Below are 16885 nucleotides of genomic sequence, written 5' to 3' on the forward strand. Positions count from 1 at the left end.
CCAACAACGAAGCAATAGAGGTGAATAGCTTAATTCGACTTTGGATATTTTATCAGAACACCTATCAATCTATTTTAGTAGAACAAGGAAGCAAAGAACCGATTACGATTGGTACTAGTCTATCTGATACGTTGACAATATCTAGTGTAAAAGAGGTAGAGGACACTATTCTAGTATGGGTAGAGGAAAGTGCTGCTCGTATAAAGATAGATAATGAATTAGAGATTAATATTAAGCTTAATCAAGAACAACAGGTTTTCCTAGGTGACTATTCATTAAAAATGATGATAACAACGGAATTTTCTTTCGAGGGGACATTCTATATTGGTCATAAAGATGAGTGTCTGTTTACGATTGCTCCACAAACTGGTGATTTAGTGAAGGGGATACATTCCCAATCCGATAATGAAGAATTTACTTTATATAAACAACATACAAAGTGGAATATAAAAGCATTGAAAACTAGATTATATGTGAATGGTCATCAGCAAAAGGAATGTTTTTTTATTAAAAAGGGAGATACTATTCTTTGGGATTTTATGCAAATTACGTTTATTACTGAGGATACGATACAAGTAAAGTACCTTGAGAAATTTGAGTGTAGCTTGCCTATCATAGATATGCCGCAATCAGAAATGCAAAAGCGTTATCCCATTTATCGACGGACACCTCGAATGATTTATGATCTTCCTGATGATAAAGTGCAATTGTCTTTCCCCTCACAGGAAGTAGAAGATAACCGTCGTGGCTTGTGGCTTATTATCCTTCCTCCGTTAACAATGCTACTCGCGATGACATTCATAACGATTTTTGTTCCAAGAGGAATTTTTATCGTTGTATCGATTGTTATGTTTCTAACAACTTTACTAACGTCAACCGCACAATATGTTAAAGATAGAAAACGCCATAAACAAAATGAACAGCGTCGTAGAAGAATTTACAAGCAATACCTTGTAACAAAACGGGAAGAGTTAGAGCAATTAGCCCAAAAGCAACAAAAGGTTTTAGAATTTCACTTTCCCAGCTTTGAACGAATGAAATATCTTACTTCTCATATTTCTGATCGAATATGGGAGAGAACAATTGAGAGTGATGATTTTTTACAATTTCGACTTGGTAGAGGGACAGTTCCTGCGAGTTATAGCATGACAAATAACAATACAGATATGTCAAAGCGTGAAATGGATGATTTATTAGAAGAGTCACAAAAGTTAGAAAATACTTATCGTTCGTTAAAAAATCTTCCGATCACAGTCAATCTATCGGAAGGAGCAATCGGTTTAATTGGTAAAAGGTCCGTACTCAAAAAGGAGTTACATCAACTAATTGGACAATTGGCTTTTCAGCATAGCTACCATGATGTTCGTTTTATTTTCATTTTTAATGAAGATGAGTATGTTGAATGGGAGTGGATGAAATGGCTTCCACACTTTCGATTTCCACAATCATTTGCAAAAGGGTTTATTTATAACGAAAGAACCAGGGATCAGCTACTCACCTTTATTTACGAAATGATAAGAGAACGGGACCTGGTAGAAGATAAGGGAAAAGTGAAATTTTTGCCTCATTTTATCTTTTTTATTACTGATCAGCAATTAATTTCTGAGCATGTGATTATGCAATATTTAGAGGGAGATTATACTCATTTAGGAATATCAGTAGTATTCGTTGCCGAGGTAAAGGAAAGCTTCTCGGACAATATTCATACACTTGTTCGTTATATCAATGACGAAGAAGGCGATATATTAATTCAGCAGAAAAAAGCAGTGCAAATTAGTTTTCGCTTAGATGAACATACACAAAAAAATAATGAAGCTTTTGCAAGAATGCTGCGTACTCTAAATCACCAGGTTGGTATTACCAACTCAATCCCAGATCATGTATCGTTCTTGGAAATGCTTCAGGTGAAGGATATAACGGATCTTCCAATCTCACAAAACTGGTTGACGATGGAGTCGGCAAAGTCATTGGCTGTTCCCGTTGGTTTAAAAGGGAAAAATGACCTTGTTGAATTAAACTTGCACGAAAAGGCTCACGGTCCTCATGGTTTGCTTGCAGGAACAACGGGATCAGGGAAAAGTGAATTTTTACAAACCTACATATTATCTCTAGCCGTACATTTTCATCCGCATGAGGTGTCATTCCTGTTAATTGACTATAAAGGAGGAGGAATGGCTCAACCATTTAAAGGGATTCCTCATTTGTTAGGGACAATTACGAATATCGAGGGGAGTAAAAACTTTAGCACACGAGCACTTGCTTCGATAAAAAGTGAATTAAAACACAGACAGCGTTTATTTGATGAATATCAAGTAACACATATAAATCAATACACGCGAATGTACAAAGAAGGAAAAACAGCTGATCCACTACCCCATTTATTCATCATTTCAGATGAGTTTGCTGAATTGAAGAGTGAGGAACCAGAGTTTATTCAGGAGCTAGTTAGTGCAGCTCGTATTGGAAGAAGTCTCGGTGTTCACCTTATCTTAGCAACGCAAAAACCAGGTGGGGTGATCAATGATCAGATTTTGAGTAATGCCAGATTTAGAGTAGCGCTAAAAGTTCAAAATGTTGAGGACAGTCGAGAGATTTTGAAAAATGGTGATGCAGCTGGTATTACCATAACTGGTAGGGGGTACTTGCAGGTTGGGAACAACGAGGTATACGAACTTTTTCAATCAGCATGGAGTGGAGCACCGTATCAAGAAGATACATCGATAAGTGAGGATGAGGTGGCGATTGTAACTGACCTGGGTCTGATCCCATTATCTGATCTAGCAACTGAACAGAGTGTAGTAAATACAGTGAAGACAGAAATTGAGCTAATTGTGGATAAAATTGAGAGCACGCAAAAGAAACTTGGCATTAAGAAGCTAAGAAGTCCATGGCTAGAGCCATTAGCAAATCGATTATATAAGCATTCAAATCATCTTGCTAAGGAAAAATCATCACGTGTATTAGTGGCTATGACGGATGAACCAGAAAAGCAAATTCAATCACCATATTATTACGAATTAATGGAGGATGGAAACATCGGGTTGATTGGTTCTTCCGGCTATGGAAAAACGCAAACACTAATAACACTTTTAATGGGTATGGCACACGAATATACACCAGAGGAAATCCACTATTTCCTATTAGATTTTGGAAATGGTGGTTTACTTCCATTAAAACAATTACCACATACAGCAGAATATTTCATTATGGATGAAGATCGAAAATTAGAAAAATTGGTTGGTAGATTACGGGAGGAAATGGCTAATCGAAAGGTGCTGTTTCAGGAATTAGAGGTCAGCTCGATAAAAATGTACAACCATTTGTCGGAAAACAAGCTACCACTATTATTTATCACAATTGATAATTTTGATGTTGTAAAAGAAGAAATGCTTGATTTTGAAACAACGGTGCAACAGATTGCCAGAGACGGACAATCGTTAGGAATTTATATCATTTTATCTGCAACAAGATTAAATGCAATTAGACAATCATTATTAAATACATTAAGAACGAAAATTGTTCACTATTTAATTGATCATAACGAAGCATTTTCGATAGTTGGGCGGGTACCGTTCATTCCTGAACCAATCCCTGGACGGGTTCTCATTAAAAAGGATGAAACTTATCTTTCACAAGTTTATTTGTCCAATGAAGGAAAGGATGATTATGAGCAATTGCGACTATTGAAAGAAGAAGTACAGCATTTACAAGACAAATACAGTGACTTGGATGAACCTGTTGGAATTCCAATGCTACCAACAGAATTAAATTACAAACAGTTTGTGACTTTTATGAAAAAATCACAAACAGGTGTGACTCCAATCGGCTTAAACGAAGAGACTGTACAACCTGTTTGTGTTGATTTTAAGCAGCATAAGCATTGTGTTATTGTTGGCCAATCTCAAATAGGAAAGACAAATATAGTTAAGGTACTGATTCATAACACAATAGAGCAAGGTGTCCAACAATTGGCCATATTTGATTCAATTGACCAAGGTTTAATTGATTACAGAGATAAGGAGCAAGTTGTCTATCTAACTACTAATGAATCTATTAAAAACTGGTTAGATTCGCTCGATGATATCTTACATGAAAGAGCTAGAGAGCAACAGCTTATGCTTGAGCAAGGTATTAACACTGTTCAGTATGAGTCAATTTATCTGTTTATTGATGGTTATGCAAGATTTTTACAAACGATTGATAAAAAGACACAAGATCAACTCGTTCGGTATATGACAAGCTTTGGACACTTAGGCTTCCATATTGTTGTTGCTGGTTCTAATAACGATTTATCTCGAGGATTTGAACCATTAACAGCTGAAGTGAAGCAGGTTCAACAAGGTATTGTTTTAATGAAAAAAACAGACCAAACCTTATTTAATCTCCCTTATGTTCGAAAGGAACAAGAAATTCAACCAGGCTTTGGGTATTATGTTGCGAATGGAAAGGATACGAAAATTCAAATTCCACTTATGTTAACCGAAAGGAAGGTGCATACGTAATGAAGAGCGGCTTGTGGAAGCTAATCATTATAACGATTTTCATTATTCTGGCTCCATTTGTCTTTTTTCAGGCAATCGGGAAAGAGCCTTTAAAGATCAAAGAAAATGCCACGCAGGTTATTGCTGTCGTCAATGAGGACATTGGAATGGAAGAAGACGGCGAGAAATTGGAGTTAGGCAGTAAGATTACAAATATTCTTGAAAATGATTCCAATTATAATTGGAATGTGGTGAGTCGGAGTTCGGCTGAAAATGGCCTACGCAATTTAAAGTATGATGCCGTGGTTTACATTCCATCGGACTTTTCACAAACTGCAATGACTTATGATGAGAACAACCCTAGCAAGGTAAACTTTGATTATAAATTACAAACACAATTGAATGCGGTGAATCAGGAAAAAGCGTTATTAGAGATTGAACAAGCAAGTAAACGAGTGAATAAAAATTTGTCTTCGCTTTACTGGAACTTTATCGCGACAGACCTAAATTCTGTTCGTGAGGAATTTGATCAGATTTTACAAAAAGAACGAGATTTCCAAGAAACGATGCACGCTTTTTACAAGCCTAGCTCTAAGAGTTTGGCGGAGCAACTAGATGGTCAACAATCACTTCTTGTTAGTTTACAAAGCTCGATTCAAGAGGTAAACCAAGAGTCAGATGGACAAGAAGATGTTCTAAATGGATTCACGCAGAATTTGTCTAACTTTATTCAGGGTGTGGAGAAGTATAAAGCCTACCAAGAAGGACAGCAGCAGCTATTAGCACAAATACAGACAGAATCAAAGTTGAAAATTAATAAGATAACACAAATGCAACAACCACGCCTACAAAAAACAGAACAACTATTTAACAAAAATCAGCTGCAGCTTTTAAGGCAAATGACTGAAATAGAGCAAGGAATGGAAGAGGGACAACAGCTATTCCATACAATGAAGGAGCAACAAAATGGCTTTACCAATAACCAGAAGCAATCACTGCTAAACTATCACTCAAGTCTTCTAGATTACTATCAAAAGCAATTGATTAATACGGTTTCCTTAAATCATTTTCAAACAAAAATAATTGAATTGAAATGGAAATTAGCGGGACTAGAAGGAGATCCAATCATTCCAGATATTCCAGACACTCCACCACCTCCTACTTATGGAGGAGGTGGCGGAAATGATGAAGAACCGGAGAATCCTGGAGACATTGGTGGGGAAGATGAACCGGCGAATCCAGTAGGAAATGATGAGACAGCTAAACCGCAGAATCCCGAAGGAAATGATGGGGCAGAAGATTCGGAAAGTCCCGAAAGCAATGATGCGGCAGTAGATTCACAGGAGTCCGGAGATAATGAAGATGCAGCAAAAGACTTGCCTAAGTCCGAAGACAAGGCTGGGACAGAAAATCAATCTGAGGTTGGAAATGAAGGTAGGGCTGTAAGTTCGCATGATCCTAATAATGAGGAAGATAATAAAACTTCACCAAATTCAGGAAATGTAGGTTCACAACCTCCAACATCAGGCGATGATGCTACAAATCAAGATGAAATTCTTGTAAGTCAGAAATCATTAGCAAATGTCTCTAGTCGAATAGATGAAGTGAAAAAATCCATTAAAATGGTGGAAAATGAAGATCAAGATCAACTATTAACAGAAATGGATGATTTAAGTAGTCAAATTAACAACCTTAATAAAAAGATTGCCGAAAAACCCGAAACTGATTCTTTGAAAAAAGAGGTAAAAAGTTTAGCTGCGGCAAACGATAAGTTATTGAAACGCTTTGAGGTAATGACGGAGAAATATAACGAATTATCTAGCTATAAAGACGATTTAATAGAGATAAATAAACAGCTAAGAATTCAAATTGCACAGGTGACGGATGATATTTTGATCATAATTGATGAAATTAATAGAAAAGAACAAGAAATCTTGAGTTCATCTTTACTTTCAGATCGTAGAAAAGAAGTATTGACGGAAATGTTCTCTAATGAAATTGTTTCTGGAGATATTATTGACTTACTACATTATTATGCATACTTATCTCAATATGAGACGACCTTGACTGGTAATACTCTGGATAAAGATATTAAAAAGGAAGTTCTTGAGAATGAAGAATTAGTAAGTGAGCTTGAAGAGATTCTTAAGGTACCAGACTCAAATACAGATATCTGGGAAAAGATGGAGCATCATTTACCTACTACAAAGGATGGGTTAGTAGCTTTAGAGGATGCGTTCACTGTCTATGCTGCTCAATATCATGGAGCGATACAAGAAAATCACGAAGATTTAATGAACGATTTAACCTCTATAGGTGATGGAGCAGAAGCAATTCTGGAGCAAATAATGCTAGGAGAACTGGAAAGTATATCAGAAGCACCTGTATTAGCTAACAGTAAAACTAGTAGCGACCTTGTCTCGAATCAGGTACAACTGGCTGGGAAAATACAATCTATTTATCAATGGATAAACTCTGCTAAAAATAGTCAGGACACAATTGTAGACTATACAAATAACTTGCAACAGCAAGTCAATAAAGTGCAAGCAAATGCAGATCTTTTAAATGATAAATGGAATGCAAATGTCGTTTCAACTGAGCTTATCCGAGATGATGTGTTTAGCGTCTTAGGAAATGCTTTTGTGGATGGACAAACAAATGGCCATGTGTATGAATTCTTAGCAAGTCCTCTTCAGTTAACAGCAGGTGAGACTGTGCAAAAGCAAGAAAAAATCGTTCCACCTGTAGTTGTTATGTTTATCGTTTTATTAGCAAGTTTAATGATTGGCTTTTTGATTCATTTCTTTCATTCTTTACCGTATTGGTTAAAAGCAGTACTGTTTGTTTTACTAAACTTAACGGTCGGTTTTGTGATTAGTTTGTACGGAATGAATATATATGGGTTAGATGAGACAAAAGGAATGGAATGGACAATCTTTACCATTATGTTAATGCTTGTTAGCTCGGGAATTATATTGGTGTCCTTTACAATTCAACGTTTAGTTGGAGCGATAGCTGTAATGGGAATGATTGTATTCTATGTTGTTCCGTTACTATCTCTAACAACACCAAACTTTACTTTTAATGACCCAATGTCAAAAGTGTATACATCAATCCAGTACGGTCGCGATTCCTTATTTTTACCAGGAATTAGTATTTTAGCGGTTATGTTCCTTATCCTTCTAGCTGTCCAAATTCTATTGGAACGTCGCAGCTTGAATGCAATCCAAGCGGAAACAGATGATTATAATGAAGCGATGTAAGTTGATAGCCTTTATGCTTTTTATTTTCTTTTCGTTAGGCTTTGCTTCTCCTGTTAAGGGGAGTACTAATATTGAAAGCATAGAGGAATTAAGTCCAAATGAATACGAACGAAAAACAGGTAATAAAGACACAGACCTTATCGAGGGAGATGCTTTAACGAAAGAAAAGCATCAAATTCCTGAAGAACAAAAGATATTAACGTTTAAACGAAAAAAGATCTTTAACGTTGATGAAATAAATGCAGAGATATTTAAAAAGGAAAATCAAAACACAAATACAATTATCCACCAAGCAAAGCAGCTAAACCTATTCTCAGGATCACAGTCAATTAAGGTAGTGAAAACAGAAGAGGATTCTAAATCCTCTTCATCCTTATCTCTGCTAATTCTTGGTTTCATTATCTTTTGCTTAATTATGCTTACAATTGTGTTTGTTACATATGGTAAAGCAAATAAGAAAAGGATAGAAAGTTCATAGCTTTGAATGGGGAGGAGAGATAGGATGGGGATATACGCAGGAGCGATACGTGCCAGAATTCAAGAATTACAAGAACAAATTTCTAGACTCCAAACAGCCAATGGTGAAATTAGAGGAGAACAGCAATCTTTATTACAAGAAATCAAAATGATCAAGGAGCCTGAATTAGCACCTAGCTGTAAGGGTGTTCGATCAGATGAATATGATGATAAACGAGAACTTGCCTATAACAATATGCAATGGATTGGGTCCGCCCAATATGACACCTATCAAAGCTCAATAAGTGAAAAAATAGCTTCCTTACAGACGGAAATAGCAAGTCTATACGCCTTATTGTGGTCACTAGAAAATGATGAAGACTAAATATTAGATTAAGTAGGGTGACTTTTTATGAAAATTCAACTAATTCATTCAGATGTAATGGATAAGTTAGACGAGGTTCAAAAAGCAATCGAAAATGTAAAGCTTGAGGATGTACCTGTCTCTCTGTTAGGCGAAAACTATCTTACTTATACAATAGAATGGAAGGAACGAGAACAAAAGATTATTAGGTTAATAACTGATTATATGAAGGAATTAGAAAAAAATGTAGCAGATACTAAAATTAACGTAACGGCCATGAAAAATCAGGACGAAGCCATATCAAGGTGAATAGAGTTTAAAGAGATGAGGTGGACGAATTGAGGGTACTTGATTCACAGTCTTTGGTCGATACGATGGAAAAGAGATCGAATGATTACGAAAAACTACGATCACAGCTGGAATCCTTACAAAAAACGTTTCAAGCACTTGTCGAACTAGATTCATTTACCGGTAAAGGTGCTGATGCGATAAAAGGGTTTTATAAAGCGCACACGGAAGTCATAGATGCCTGGTTTCAATTAATAGATTGTCAGATTGCTTTTTTTAATGGAGTTAACTATAAATTAATCAGTGATAAGCTAGGTGCAGAAACAATTGTACATAGCAGCTTTTTAGAAGATAATTTAAGTAAATGTGAAAGACAAGCAGAAGATATGGTCGATCAACATCGAACTGAATTAAATAGCATCTTCCAAAAAATAAATGATATACTTTCCTTACAAGTATTTTCCACCTCAGACTTTCAAGCACACATGGACGATTCACGCGTGAAAAGGCAAAAAACGATAGAAGCTGTTGAGAGAGTCGATCAAGAATTACTCAATGAGTATATGTATTCCATGTATGAACAGGAAAATGCACAATCATTGTATCAAGCATTGAAAGATGCCACATCAACAGGAGTGAAAATACAACCTATTCACTTTAATGCAGAAGCTTTTCGTACTAGTGAAATCTATCAGCTTCAAGCAGGAGCGAAGTTTCATACAGATAACTACTTACGACTGAAAAATAAAGAGCTTGAGGAACAGGGAATTCAAACCAATACATTGTATGAAGGAAATTGGAATGATGCTGAGTTTAATGTGGCTGAATTCTCTGGTTATAATGATTTACTTCGTGCAATCTATGGATTTGATCCTGTAACGGGATCACAGCTAAGTAAAGATGAACGATTGAATTACACAATGTTACTGTATATGAGGTATGGTTTATTAAAAGTTTCGCCTGAGAAAGTAGAAAAAAAGGAAAATGAAGAATTAAATTTCTTTGATAAATCTTTGAATAGTTTTAAAGAGATAGGTCAAGACGTCTGGCACGGTCTCGAAACTAGAGCCGATAAAATGTTTGATTCTCCATATGACTTTACTAATTATCTTACACTGGGTGGGCTAGATGGAGCGAAAGTCACTTGGGAAGGGGCAAAACTTCGTTACAATAACTCTACAGACTCTTTCTATGACTTTTTAAACTATGTAACTTTTGGTTCTGCAGATATAATCAATGGTACATTCAATCCTGAGGATCCCTTATCTAAGGAGCACTGGTTGAATAGTCTTGGTGTGTTTACATTAGCTGGCGGAGGAGCCTCTTCAGTTTTGCTGAAAAATAGGCCGAAAATTAATGGTTCTATTGAAGGAAAGCGAAAGGGGAATGAAGATGGTGTTGAGGGTACGGCAGAAGCTGTTAGCCTGTGGAGAAAGTCTACATGCAATAATGATGAGTTATATAATTATTTATTGAAAAATGTAAATATAGATGTAGCAAATAAATTTTTAAAAGAAGGTAAATGGCCAGACGGTATTCAAATACCAAAGAATTCATCAGTATTAAATCCTGATGGTTCAATTGATTGGAGTAAAGCTGCTGAAGGAGGCTATACACTAAGTGTAGATGGAACTGCAATAAAAGAACCATTCACTCCAGAGATGCGAGAAGTAATTGATAGATATGGTAATGCTAATGGTAGATATACATCTCCTGTAATTAATGGAGAATCGTATTCATATACAGAACGTTCATTACCATATGTAGAAGACTTATCAAATTATCATCAATATGAAGTTAAGGGAGATTTTACTAAAATCAAAGAGTATGTTGATAATTGTACAGATATAAAGTTAAAAACTGAGATTGAAACTACAGTAAGAAAATATTATAAAGGTGACTATAGCAGGCTTGTTTCATATAAAGGAAATGCGGCAGCTGTTGAAGGTTGGGGAAAAGGAGGAGCAGTTCAATATGAATTTAGTCTTACGGTTGAACAATTAGAAAGATTAGGTTTGCTTAAGGAAATTAAATAGGAGGATATACCATGAATATAAAAGAGGCAATAAGAATAATACATGAGGAGAAATTACAAGATTATAATATGAATGAAGTAAGGGATAATAGAGAAAATGAAGTTGTTTTAAGGCATGAGAATGATAAATGGATTGTTTATGTAACAGATGAAAGGGCTAGCAAAATTACAAATTCACAAGATACCTATGCGGACGAGGAAGAAGCATTAGATGATTTTATTGATAGATTAAGGGCTGATAAAATATTAAGGGAGCTATAAAGTTTTTACGATCCAATGAAACTTACAAACTTAAACCCAAACATGAAAGCTTAGAAAATACATGAACTTAAAGCACTTGATTGTCATTTAGGCAACATGTGCTTTTTTATTGAGAATTTTAAAGATAGAGAGCAACAGGAATAATGTTTTTTGAAATTCATAACTTTTGATGGTTGTACATTTAAAGCATTATGTTTAAATATTTGAATAGCATTAAAAGTAAGATAATCGAAAGAGATGACATTTTACATTGTAGAGAGACTTAGTAGTTTTGCAGGCGAGAAATTAATGAATGGAGCTGAACAAATTGTTACTCTACTAAATGCCCAGACATTAGTTTAATAACAGTAATTGAATTAGAGCGTAATAAGTATGAAGTAAAATCAAAGTTTAAAATCAAAATGGCTGTTGTATTGATTTATTAAGCAATTAAAGTACGTGGATTAATTTCTATATTTTGCCTTTCGGGGTTTCTTTTTTATTAAGAACTACCTAGGTTAAGGAGGCTGTAATGTGACAAAGCAAGAGTTCTTAACGATATATGAATCGAGTAAATTTAATTTAGGTGAATATATAGTAGTAATTGATAATATTACGGATGAACCACTTGTTATGGGGTGTGCATTTGATAATTGTATTTGGAAAATATATCAAACAAAGGAGAAAGGAGGACATTATGTAATCAAAGAGTTTTTAAACGAGATTCAAGCATTTAATTATTTTTATGAATTACTCCTAAGTAGACACAACTATTTATCTGGGAATAGTTAAAGAAAAGCTATATTCTGTCAATATTAAAGATAGTACCAATCTCCCCAGCCTGTATATTAAGGAAGTTAAGAAAGAAGAGATTGACGAAATTTTTGAAGTTGATTACACAGCAAGACAAAAAGGAAATATATTCAATTTAAGTTTTAATGCTGCAGGATCACAATTTAGGCTAGGAACTACTAATTCAGAACTTGCAAAGCAAAATGGATTCGAACGAACAGATAAATACTATTATGAGAAAATAGTAACACGAGATGAAATTGAAGTTTTGAAATTTAAAAAAATCTGTAATGTTTGGGAATCTGTTCAAATCAGATAAATGAATTTATTGGTGTTTGGTAAATGTACTACGTATCTCAACTCATGGGCAGGAGAGAGAGAAAATAGAAAGAATAAATCAATTTCTCTAAACGAGAAACAAAGAATAGTTATACTCCATTAACTGTTCTTTGAAGGTCTATAGGTTATATGGTTTTTACTTTCCTGTTTCAAGCAATCTAAACCAAAACTGATGTATGATTCCAAGAATCTATTTGTTTGATAAATAATAGTACTTTATAAATTACGTTCCTCCACTTTCAAAACCGAATAGTGGATTTACAGTTCCTGCCCGTATATTGCTCCTGCATCCAATTCCACATCTGCTACAAACTTCTTTATAAGATGGTCAAAGTTTAAATGATTACTAAAACTAGGGACACAACTAGAAACATTATGAATTTGAATCAAGTGTCCTTCAGTTTTCAACTTACTTTCTTAGTATTGATTCGTTTTGTTCTATTCTAACTAAATGCATAATTTTGTGATCACCTAAAGATATTTCATGGCTGTGAAGGAGTGAAAAGTAGTGAACCTTACCAACATTTATAACCTAATCTCAAAAGAATTTTGTATTATGAATAGGGAAAAAGGAATTATTTCTATCGCTCCGTTAGGAATCGACCATTATCCTGAAAATTTTGCTAAATTGACTTTTGATATGTCAAATAGCTGTTTTAATCTTATTAGTGTATCAAGAGGAAAAGAGTTTAAAGAAGCTTCCTTTTTAGAGGAATATAAGTCGGTTGTAGCTTTATATATCTATGCAAAAAATAGGCTAGAGATTAGAGATTATCATTCAAATTTTAGTGATGAGATCGAGAATACACAATCATTAAAAGAAATCCAAGAAATTTTTGAAAAAGCTTTTGGTAATCGGTATTACTCCTTTTTTGATCTGAAACTAAACAGAATTATTTTAGAAAAGGAAAAGGAAGATAAATATAATGTTTTGTATTTAGGAGAAGATACTTCTAAGATTTACATCACTGAATCCAGAAGGCTAAAAATTGCTGCTGGAGTTATGTTTAATTATTGTACTAATTTAAAACGTTTCTATGATCTTATTGATAAAATTAAAGTAGAGGGAGATTCTAATCTAATAGAAGAGCTGAAAAGGTTGTATCTTTTTGGGTAAACTAAGAGTCTATGTTATCTTTATGATATGTTTTGTTTAAGGGGCTAATTTAGACTCGGTTAAATGGTAGTTTTGAAAAACTCGCAGAGGGTACAAAAACCTTTCAAGTAGTTGAGAGAAAAGTGGTAAAAAAGTCGTTACTTTATAGTAGACTAAAGGTTTGATTTAATAAGCGATAATTGGTAACCCAGTTATCGCTTATTCTTTTAAGTAAGGTTACGGTTATCCTTAATGCCCCATATTATGGTGTAAAACAAGCATCTTAATATTTAAAATCACAAGGAGTACCACGTCAATTCAGAAAGACTACATTTGAATCGTTTGAAAATAAGCTCGATGTTGTTGGTTCAAAATACTTAATGTTTAAGATTTTATGTTGATATTAATACTTGTGAAAATTTTCAATACAAGTGAATAGAAGTAATTTAGCACTTCCACCACATGGAACAGATGACAGGTATTCAACATTGGCAGGTTAAACCATACACAATTAAAATTAAATGAAAAGCAGGCCCACAGTTTCAAATGGGTAATCAATATATTGGAGAAGTAAAACAATGGTATATAACGAACCTAGACGACTTAATAATACCTTAAACTTTATTAAGGAAGCTGAAAAAGTGAAAGTAAAGTTAGAGTGTGAAATTAAAGCTCACAAATTAGGGCAAGGTAAAGATGGGACAATAAGTCAACTTGAAAATTTCTATAAAGATATAGAACAAATGATGGAATCTAAAAGTCATATCCCATCATATCCAAGGTTTATTACCGATACTTGGGATTTTAGTAGCGAACTTGGAGTTCAATTATTAGATTTATATGAGTTATTTAAGAAGTTGGGATAACTAACTTCGAATGAAAATTAATATTATGAAATGATATTAGAGATCTCTAGAAAGAATAAATCAATTTCTCTAAACGAGAAACAAAGAAAGTTATACTACATTTACTATTCATTGAAGGTTTATAGGTTATATGGTTTTTGACTTTCCTTATCCGTTTCAAGCAATCTAAATCCAAAACTGATGCATGATGACAAAGACCAAAATCTCTTTAGGTAATTATAAAATTATAATGTTTACTTTGGCTATATATGGATTAGTAAAGATGAACGATTGAATTACACAATGTTGTTGTAATGAGGTATGGTTTATTAAAAATTTCACCTAGATACGTAGAAAAGGAGATAAAGAATTAATTGGTTCTACAGTTATATCAATGGTGTAATCAATCCTGAGGATCCCCTGTCAAAGGAGCACTGGTTGAATAGTCTTGGTGTGTTTACATTAGCTGGCGGAGGAGCCTCTTCAGTTTTGCTGAAAAACAGACCGAATATTAATGGTTCTATTGGAGGGTGTAAATGTCAAGCTAACGATGTACAACTTTGATCGTTTAAGAATGTACAAAATTAATCATCATCTTCTTTTGCTAAGTGATCTTTAATTCTGTAAGAAGGACCAACAATATTTACGACTGTTGCGTGGTGTAAAACACGATCTAATATTGCATTTGCTAATTTAGTATCCTGGAACACCGCATCCCATTCTTTAAAGCCTATATTTGTTGTTAAAATTGTACTTTTCTTTTCGTATCTTAAATCAATCAGCTGAAAAAATAGTTTGGCATCTTCTTTGTCAATTGGAAGGTAACCAATTTCATCAATAATTAATAATTTATACTTCCCATAGTGCTTTAATCGAGATTCTAATCGGTTTTCTAGCTTTGCCTTTTTTAAGTTCAAGATAAGTTCATTACATTTAATAAAATAGGTACTTGTTCGTTTTTTAGCTGCAGCGATTCCTATGGAAGTAGCTAAGTGGGTTTTACCGACACCACTCGTTCCCATGAAGATAATATTTTGTTTATCTTCGATAAACCGCAGAGAAATAAAATCAAGAATCTGTTGTTTATTTATTGCTGGTTGAAAATTAAAATTAAACTCATTTATCTCTTTGCGGTGGGGAAAAGCCCCCACCTTAACCATCGAATTAATCATTGTCTTCTCACGCACATCAATTTCATAGTTCGTTAACTTCATCAATGTATCAACGAAAGATAATTCATTCTTGGTACTAAAATCAATGGTATCGTGAAGATGATTTATCATCTGTTTTAAGTTTAAATATTCCAAATTACTTACTAATTGTTGATAACTACTATTCAATTTTATACACCTCATCCATAGTCAGTAGATTATTTTTAGCTAGCTCGTCAATATCAGGATAATCTGGCATCCCCCGTGACAACACGTCTAGATAATGTTCTTCCTTGTAATTTAATACCTTTTTACTGACTCGATGTTGTGCGATCAAATCCATGTTATAATAAACATGTATGTGGTCGTCATAGACTTGTAAACCTACGGTTTTCCCTTTGTATTCAGCTGGTACTGAATACTGGTTTGATTTGTATGTAATCATACTTGCAGGGTTTACTTTTACGAGCCTGTGTTTGATTTTATAAGAGTCTCTTATTTCTTTCCTTGGTAAGGGGAGTAAGTGACTCTTTTCTTGTTTTAAGGCAAGTATCGGAATTTTCCTATTACCTTGATTAAAACTTTGATTATGGCGTTCACAAAGCATTTGTACAAATTGATGAAGACCTTCAAAAGTGAACTTCCCCTGATACGCATGAATTTCATCTAAAAGCTTCATAATACTCTCTACTTTCCCTTTTGTCCTTGGTCTTCCTGCAATACAGGGTTTAATTTCAAATCCACTATCATTGGCAAATTGTTCAAAACGTTCATTAACCACTCCTCCTGAATATTCTGTTCTATGTTCATCCATTACTGTTTTCATATTGTCTGTTAATATGGTCTTTGGAACCCCTCCGATTGCTTCAAAGCTCTCCATCAAAAATGACATCAATACACTTTGTGACTTTGACAGGGTCAAACCATAAGACTTGTATCTCGAATTTCCTAACAGAAAGACTCCTACATTGACCTTTAAAATTTCTCCCTCAGACGTTACGTATTTTATGTTCTCCTTCCAGTCGAATTGTGCTTGTTCCCCTGGAGGGGTTTCAAACCGAATAACTGATTGATTGGCTTGAGTCTTCTGGCCATCGGTAAAGTATGCTTGGAACTCAGGTTTGTTCGATATGTATCTTCGGAAAGAAGACTGGGAACAATCCAAACCGTGGTTGTCCTTTAGGTACTCCCAGAGAACCCTCTTGTAGTAAAAAGTTTGTATTGATTCTTTTGAGAGTAATTCAGAGATCACATCATATAACTCATCTATTCTAGACTTTCTATTACGAGTTTTATTTGATCCCATGCCCTTTAAATACCGATCCACTGTCCTCCTATCTACACCCATTTCACGCCCAACCTTACTTTTATTTATTTTCATATTTAAGCTCTCCATAAGAAATTTTAACTGTGGTAAATCTTCTAGGCTTTTAATTTCTATTTCTGTCTGTAAATCTAGCTGTACATGCATTCTCTCCACCTCAAAGTAATTATGCATGCATATTGCAGAACTGTACATTCTTATATGATCATCT

The 16885-nt window shown here is 34.4% G+C and carries 12 protein-coding genes; 10 read left to right on the forward strand and 2 right to left on the reverse strand.

The features are described from left to right. The first annotated feature begins 20 nt into the window (after positions 1 to 20). The 10 genes from essC to COD11_RS00565 all read left to right on the forward strand — a co-directional run bounded on the left by essC (position 21) and on the right by COD11_RS00565 (position 14220). Positions 21 to 4502: a type VII secretion protein EssC gene (gene essC / locus COD11_RS00520; RefSeq protein ID WP_098794810.1), complete on the forward strand. Its 4482-nt coding sequence runs from the start codon at positions 21 to 23 to the stop codon at positions 4500 to 4502. Then, positions 4502 to 7744 carry a type VII secretion protein EsaA gene (esaA, locus tag COD11_RS00525; RefSeq protein WP_098794811.1) on the forward strand — a complete coding sequence of 1081 codons (3243 nt, stop codon included), beginning with the start codon at positions 4502 to 4504 and terminating at the stop codon, positions 7742 to 7744. Before essC ends, esaA begins: the two co-directional genes overlap by 1 nt. After that, positions 7731 to 8222, forward strand: a complete 492-nt coding sequence (gene essA / locus COD11_RS00530; protein WP_218012723.1) for a type VII secretion protein EssA — start codon at positions 7731 to 7733, stop codon at positions 8220 to 8222. Before esaA ends, essA begins: the two co-directional genes overlap by 14 nt. 24 nt (positions 8223 to 8246) lie before the next feature. Beyond that, positions 8247 to 8585 carry a YwqH-like family protein gene (locus COD11_RS00535; RefSeq protein ID WP_176550931.1) on the forward strand — a complete coding sequence of 113 codons (339 nt, stop codon included), beginning with the start codon at positions 8247 to 8249 and terminating at the stop codon, positions 8583 to 8585. Between the two features lie 27 nt (positions 8586 to 8612). Then, positions 8613 to 8873: a DUF5344 family protein gene (locus COD11_RS00540; RefSeq protein ID WP_098794814.1), complete on the forward strand. Its 261-nt coding sequence runs from the start codon at positions 8613 to 8615 to the stop codon at positions 8871 to 8873. A gap of 29 nt (positions 8874 to 8902) precedes the next feature. After that, on the forward strand, positions 8903 to 10888 hold the full coding sequence (locus tag COD11_RS00545) for a T7SS effector LXG polymorphic toxin (protein WP_098794815.1): 1986 nt from the start codon (positions 8903 to 8905) through the stop codon (positions 10886 to 10888). Positions 10889 to 10899: 11 nt separating this feature from the next. Further along, the gene (locus tag COD11_RS00550; protein ID WP_098794816.1) at positions 10900 to 11148 is read left to right on the forward strand and encodes an Imm59 family immunity protein; all 249 of its coding nucleotides are present in this window, start codon (positions 10900 to 10902) and stop codon (positions 11146 to 11148) included. Between the two features lie 513 nt (positions 11149 to 11661). Beyond that, positions 11662 to 11919 (forward strand): hypothetical protein, encoded by a 258-nt coding sequence (locus tag COD11_RS00555; protein WP_098794817.1) that lies wholly within the window; start codon positions 11662 to 11664, stop codon positions 11917 to 11919. Positions 11920 to 12766: 847 nt separating this feature from the next. Continuing rightward, a complete protein-coding gene (locus COD11_RS00560; protein ID WP_098794818.1) occupies positions 12767 to 13375 on the forward strand; it encodes a hypothetical protein in 609 nt (202 codons plus the stop codon). Between the two features lie 557 nt (positions 13376 to 13932). Further along, the gene (locus COD11_RS00565; RefSeq protein WP_098794819.1) at positions 13933 to 14220 is read left to right on the forward strand and encodes a hypothetical protein; all 288 of its coding nucleotides are present in this window, start codon (positions 13933 to 13935) and stop codon (positions 14218 to 14220) included. 563 nt (positions 14221 to 14783) lie between these two features. On the opposite strand, the gene istB is transcribed toward COD11_RS00565, so the two are convergent. Next, positions 14784 to 15539 (reverse strand): IS21-like element helper ATPase IstB, encoded by a 756-nt coding sequence (istB, locus tag COD11_RS00570; protein ID WP_098794820.1) that lies wholly within the window; start codon positions 15537 to 15539, stop codon positions 14784 to 14786. Beyond that, complete coding sequence (istA, locus tag COD11_RS00575) at positions 15532 to 16821, reverse strand: IS21 family transposase (RefSeq protein WP_098794821.1); 1290 nt, start codon at positions 16819 to 16821, stop codon at positions 15532 to 15534. Before istA ends, istB begins: the two co-directional genes overlap by 8 nt. Positions 16822 to 16885 lie beyond the last annotated feature (64 nt).

It is taken from the genome of Bacillus sp. AFS040349, from assembly GCF_002577655.1.
Lineage (GTDB): Bacteria > Bacillota > Bacilli > Bacillales > Bacillaceae > Metabacillus.

Excerpts from the sequence above, each read along its gene's own strand:
- esaA (WP_098794811.1), top strand. The coding sequence starts at position 4,502 with ATGAAGAGCGGCTTGTGGAAGCTAATCATTATAACGATTTTCATTATT.
- essA (WP_218012723.1), top strand. The coding sequence starts at position 7,731 with ATGAAGCGATGTAAGTTGATAGCCTTTATGCTTTTTATTTTCTTTTCG.
- istA (WP_098794821.1), bottom strand. The coding sequence starts at position 16,821 with ATGCATGTACAGCTAGATTTACAGACAGAAATAGAAATTAAAAGCCTA.
- COD11_RS00540 (WP_098794814.1), top strand. The coding sequence starts at position 8,613 with ATGAAAATTCAACTAATTCATTCAGATGTAATGGATAAGTTAGACGAG.
- COD11_RS00535 (WP_176550931.1), top strand. The coding sequence starts at position 8,247 with ATGGGGATATACGCAGGAGCGATACGTGCCAGAATTCAAGAATTACAA.
- COD11_RS00565 (WP_098794819.1), top strand. The coding sequence starts at position 13,933 with ATGGTATATAACGAACCTAGACGACTTAATAATACCTTAAACTTTATT.
- COD11_RS00550 (WP_098794816.1), top strand. The coding sequence starts at position 10,900 with ATGAATATAAAAGAGGCAATAAGAATAATACATGAGGAGAAATTACAA.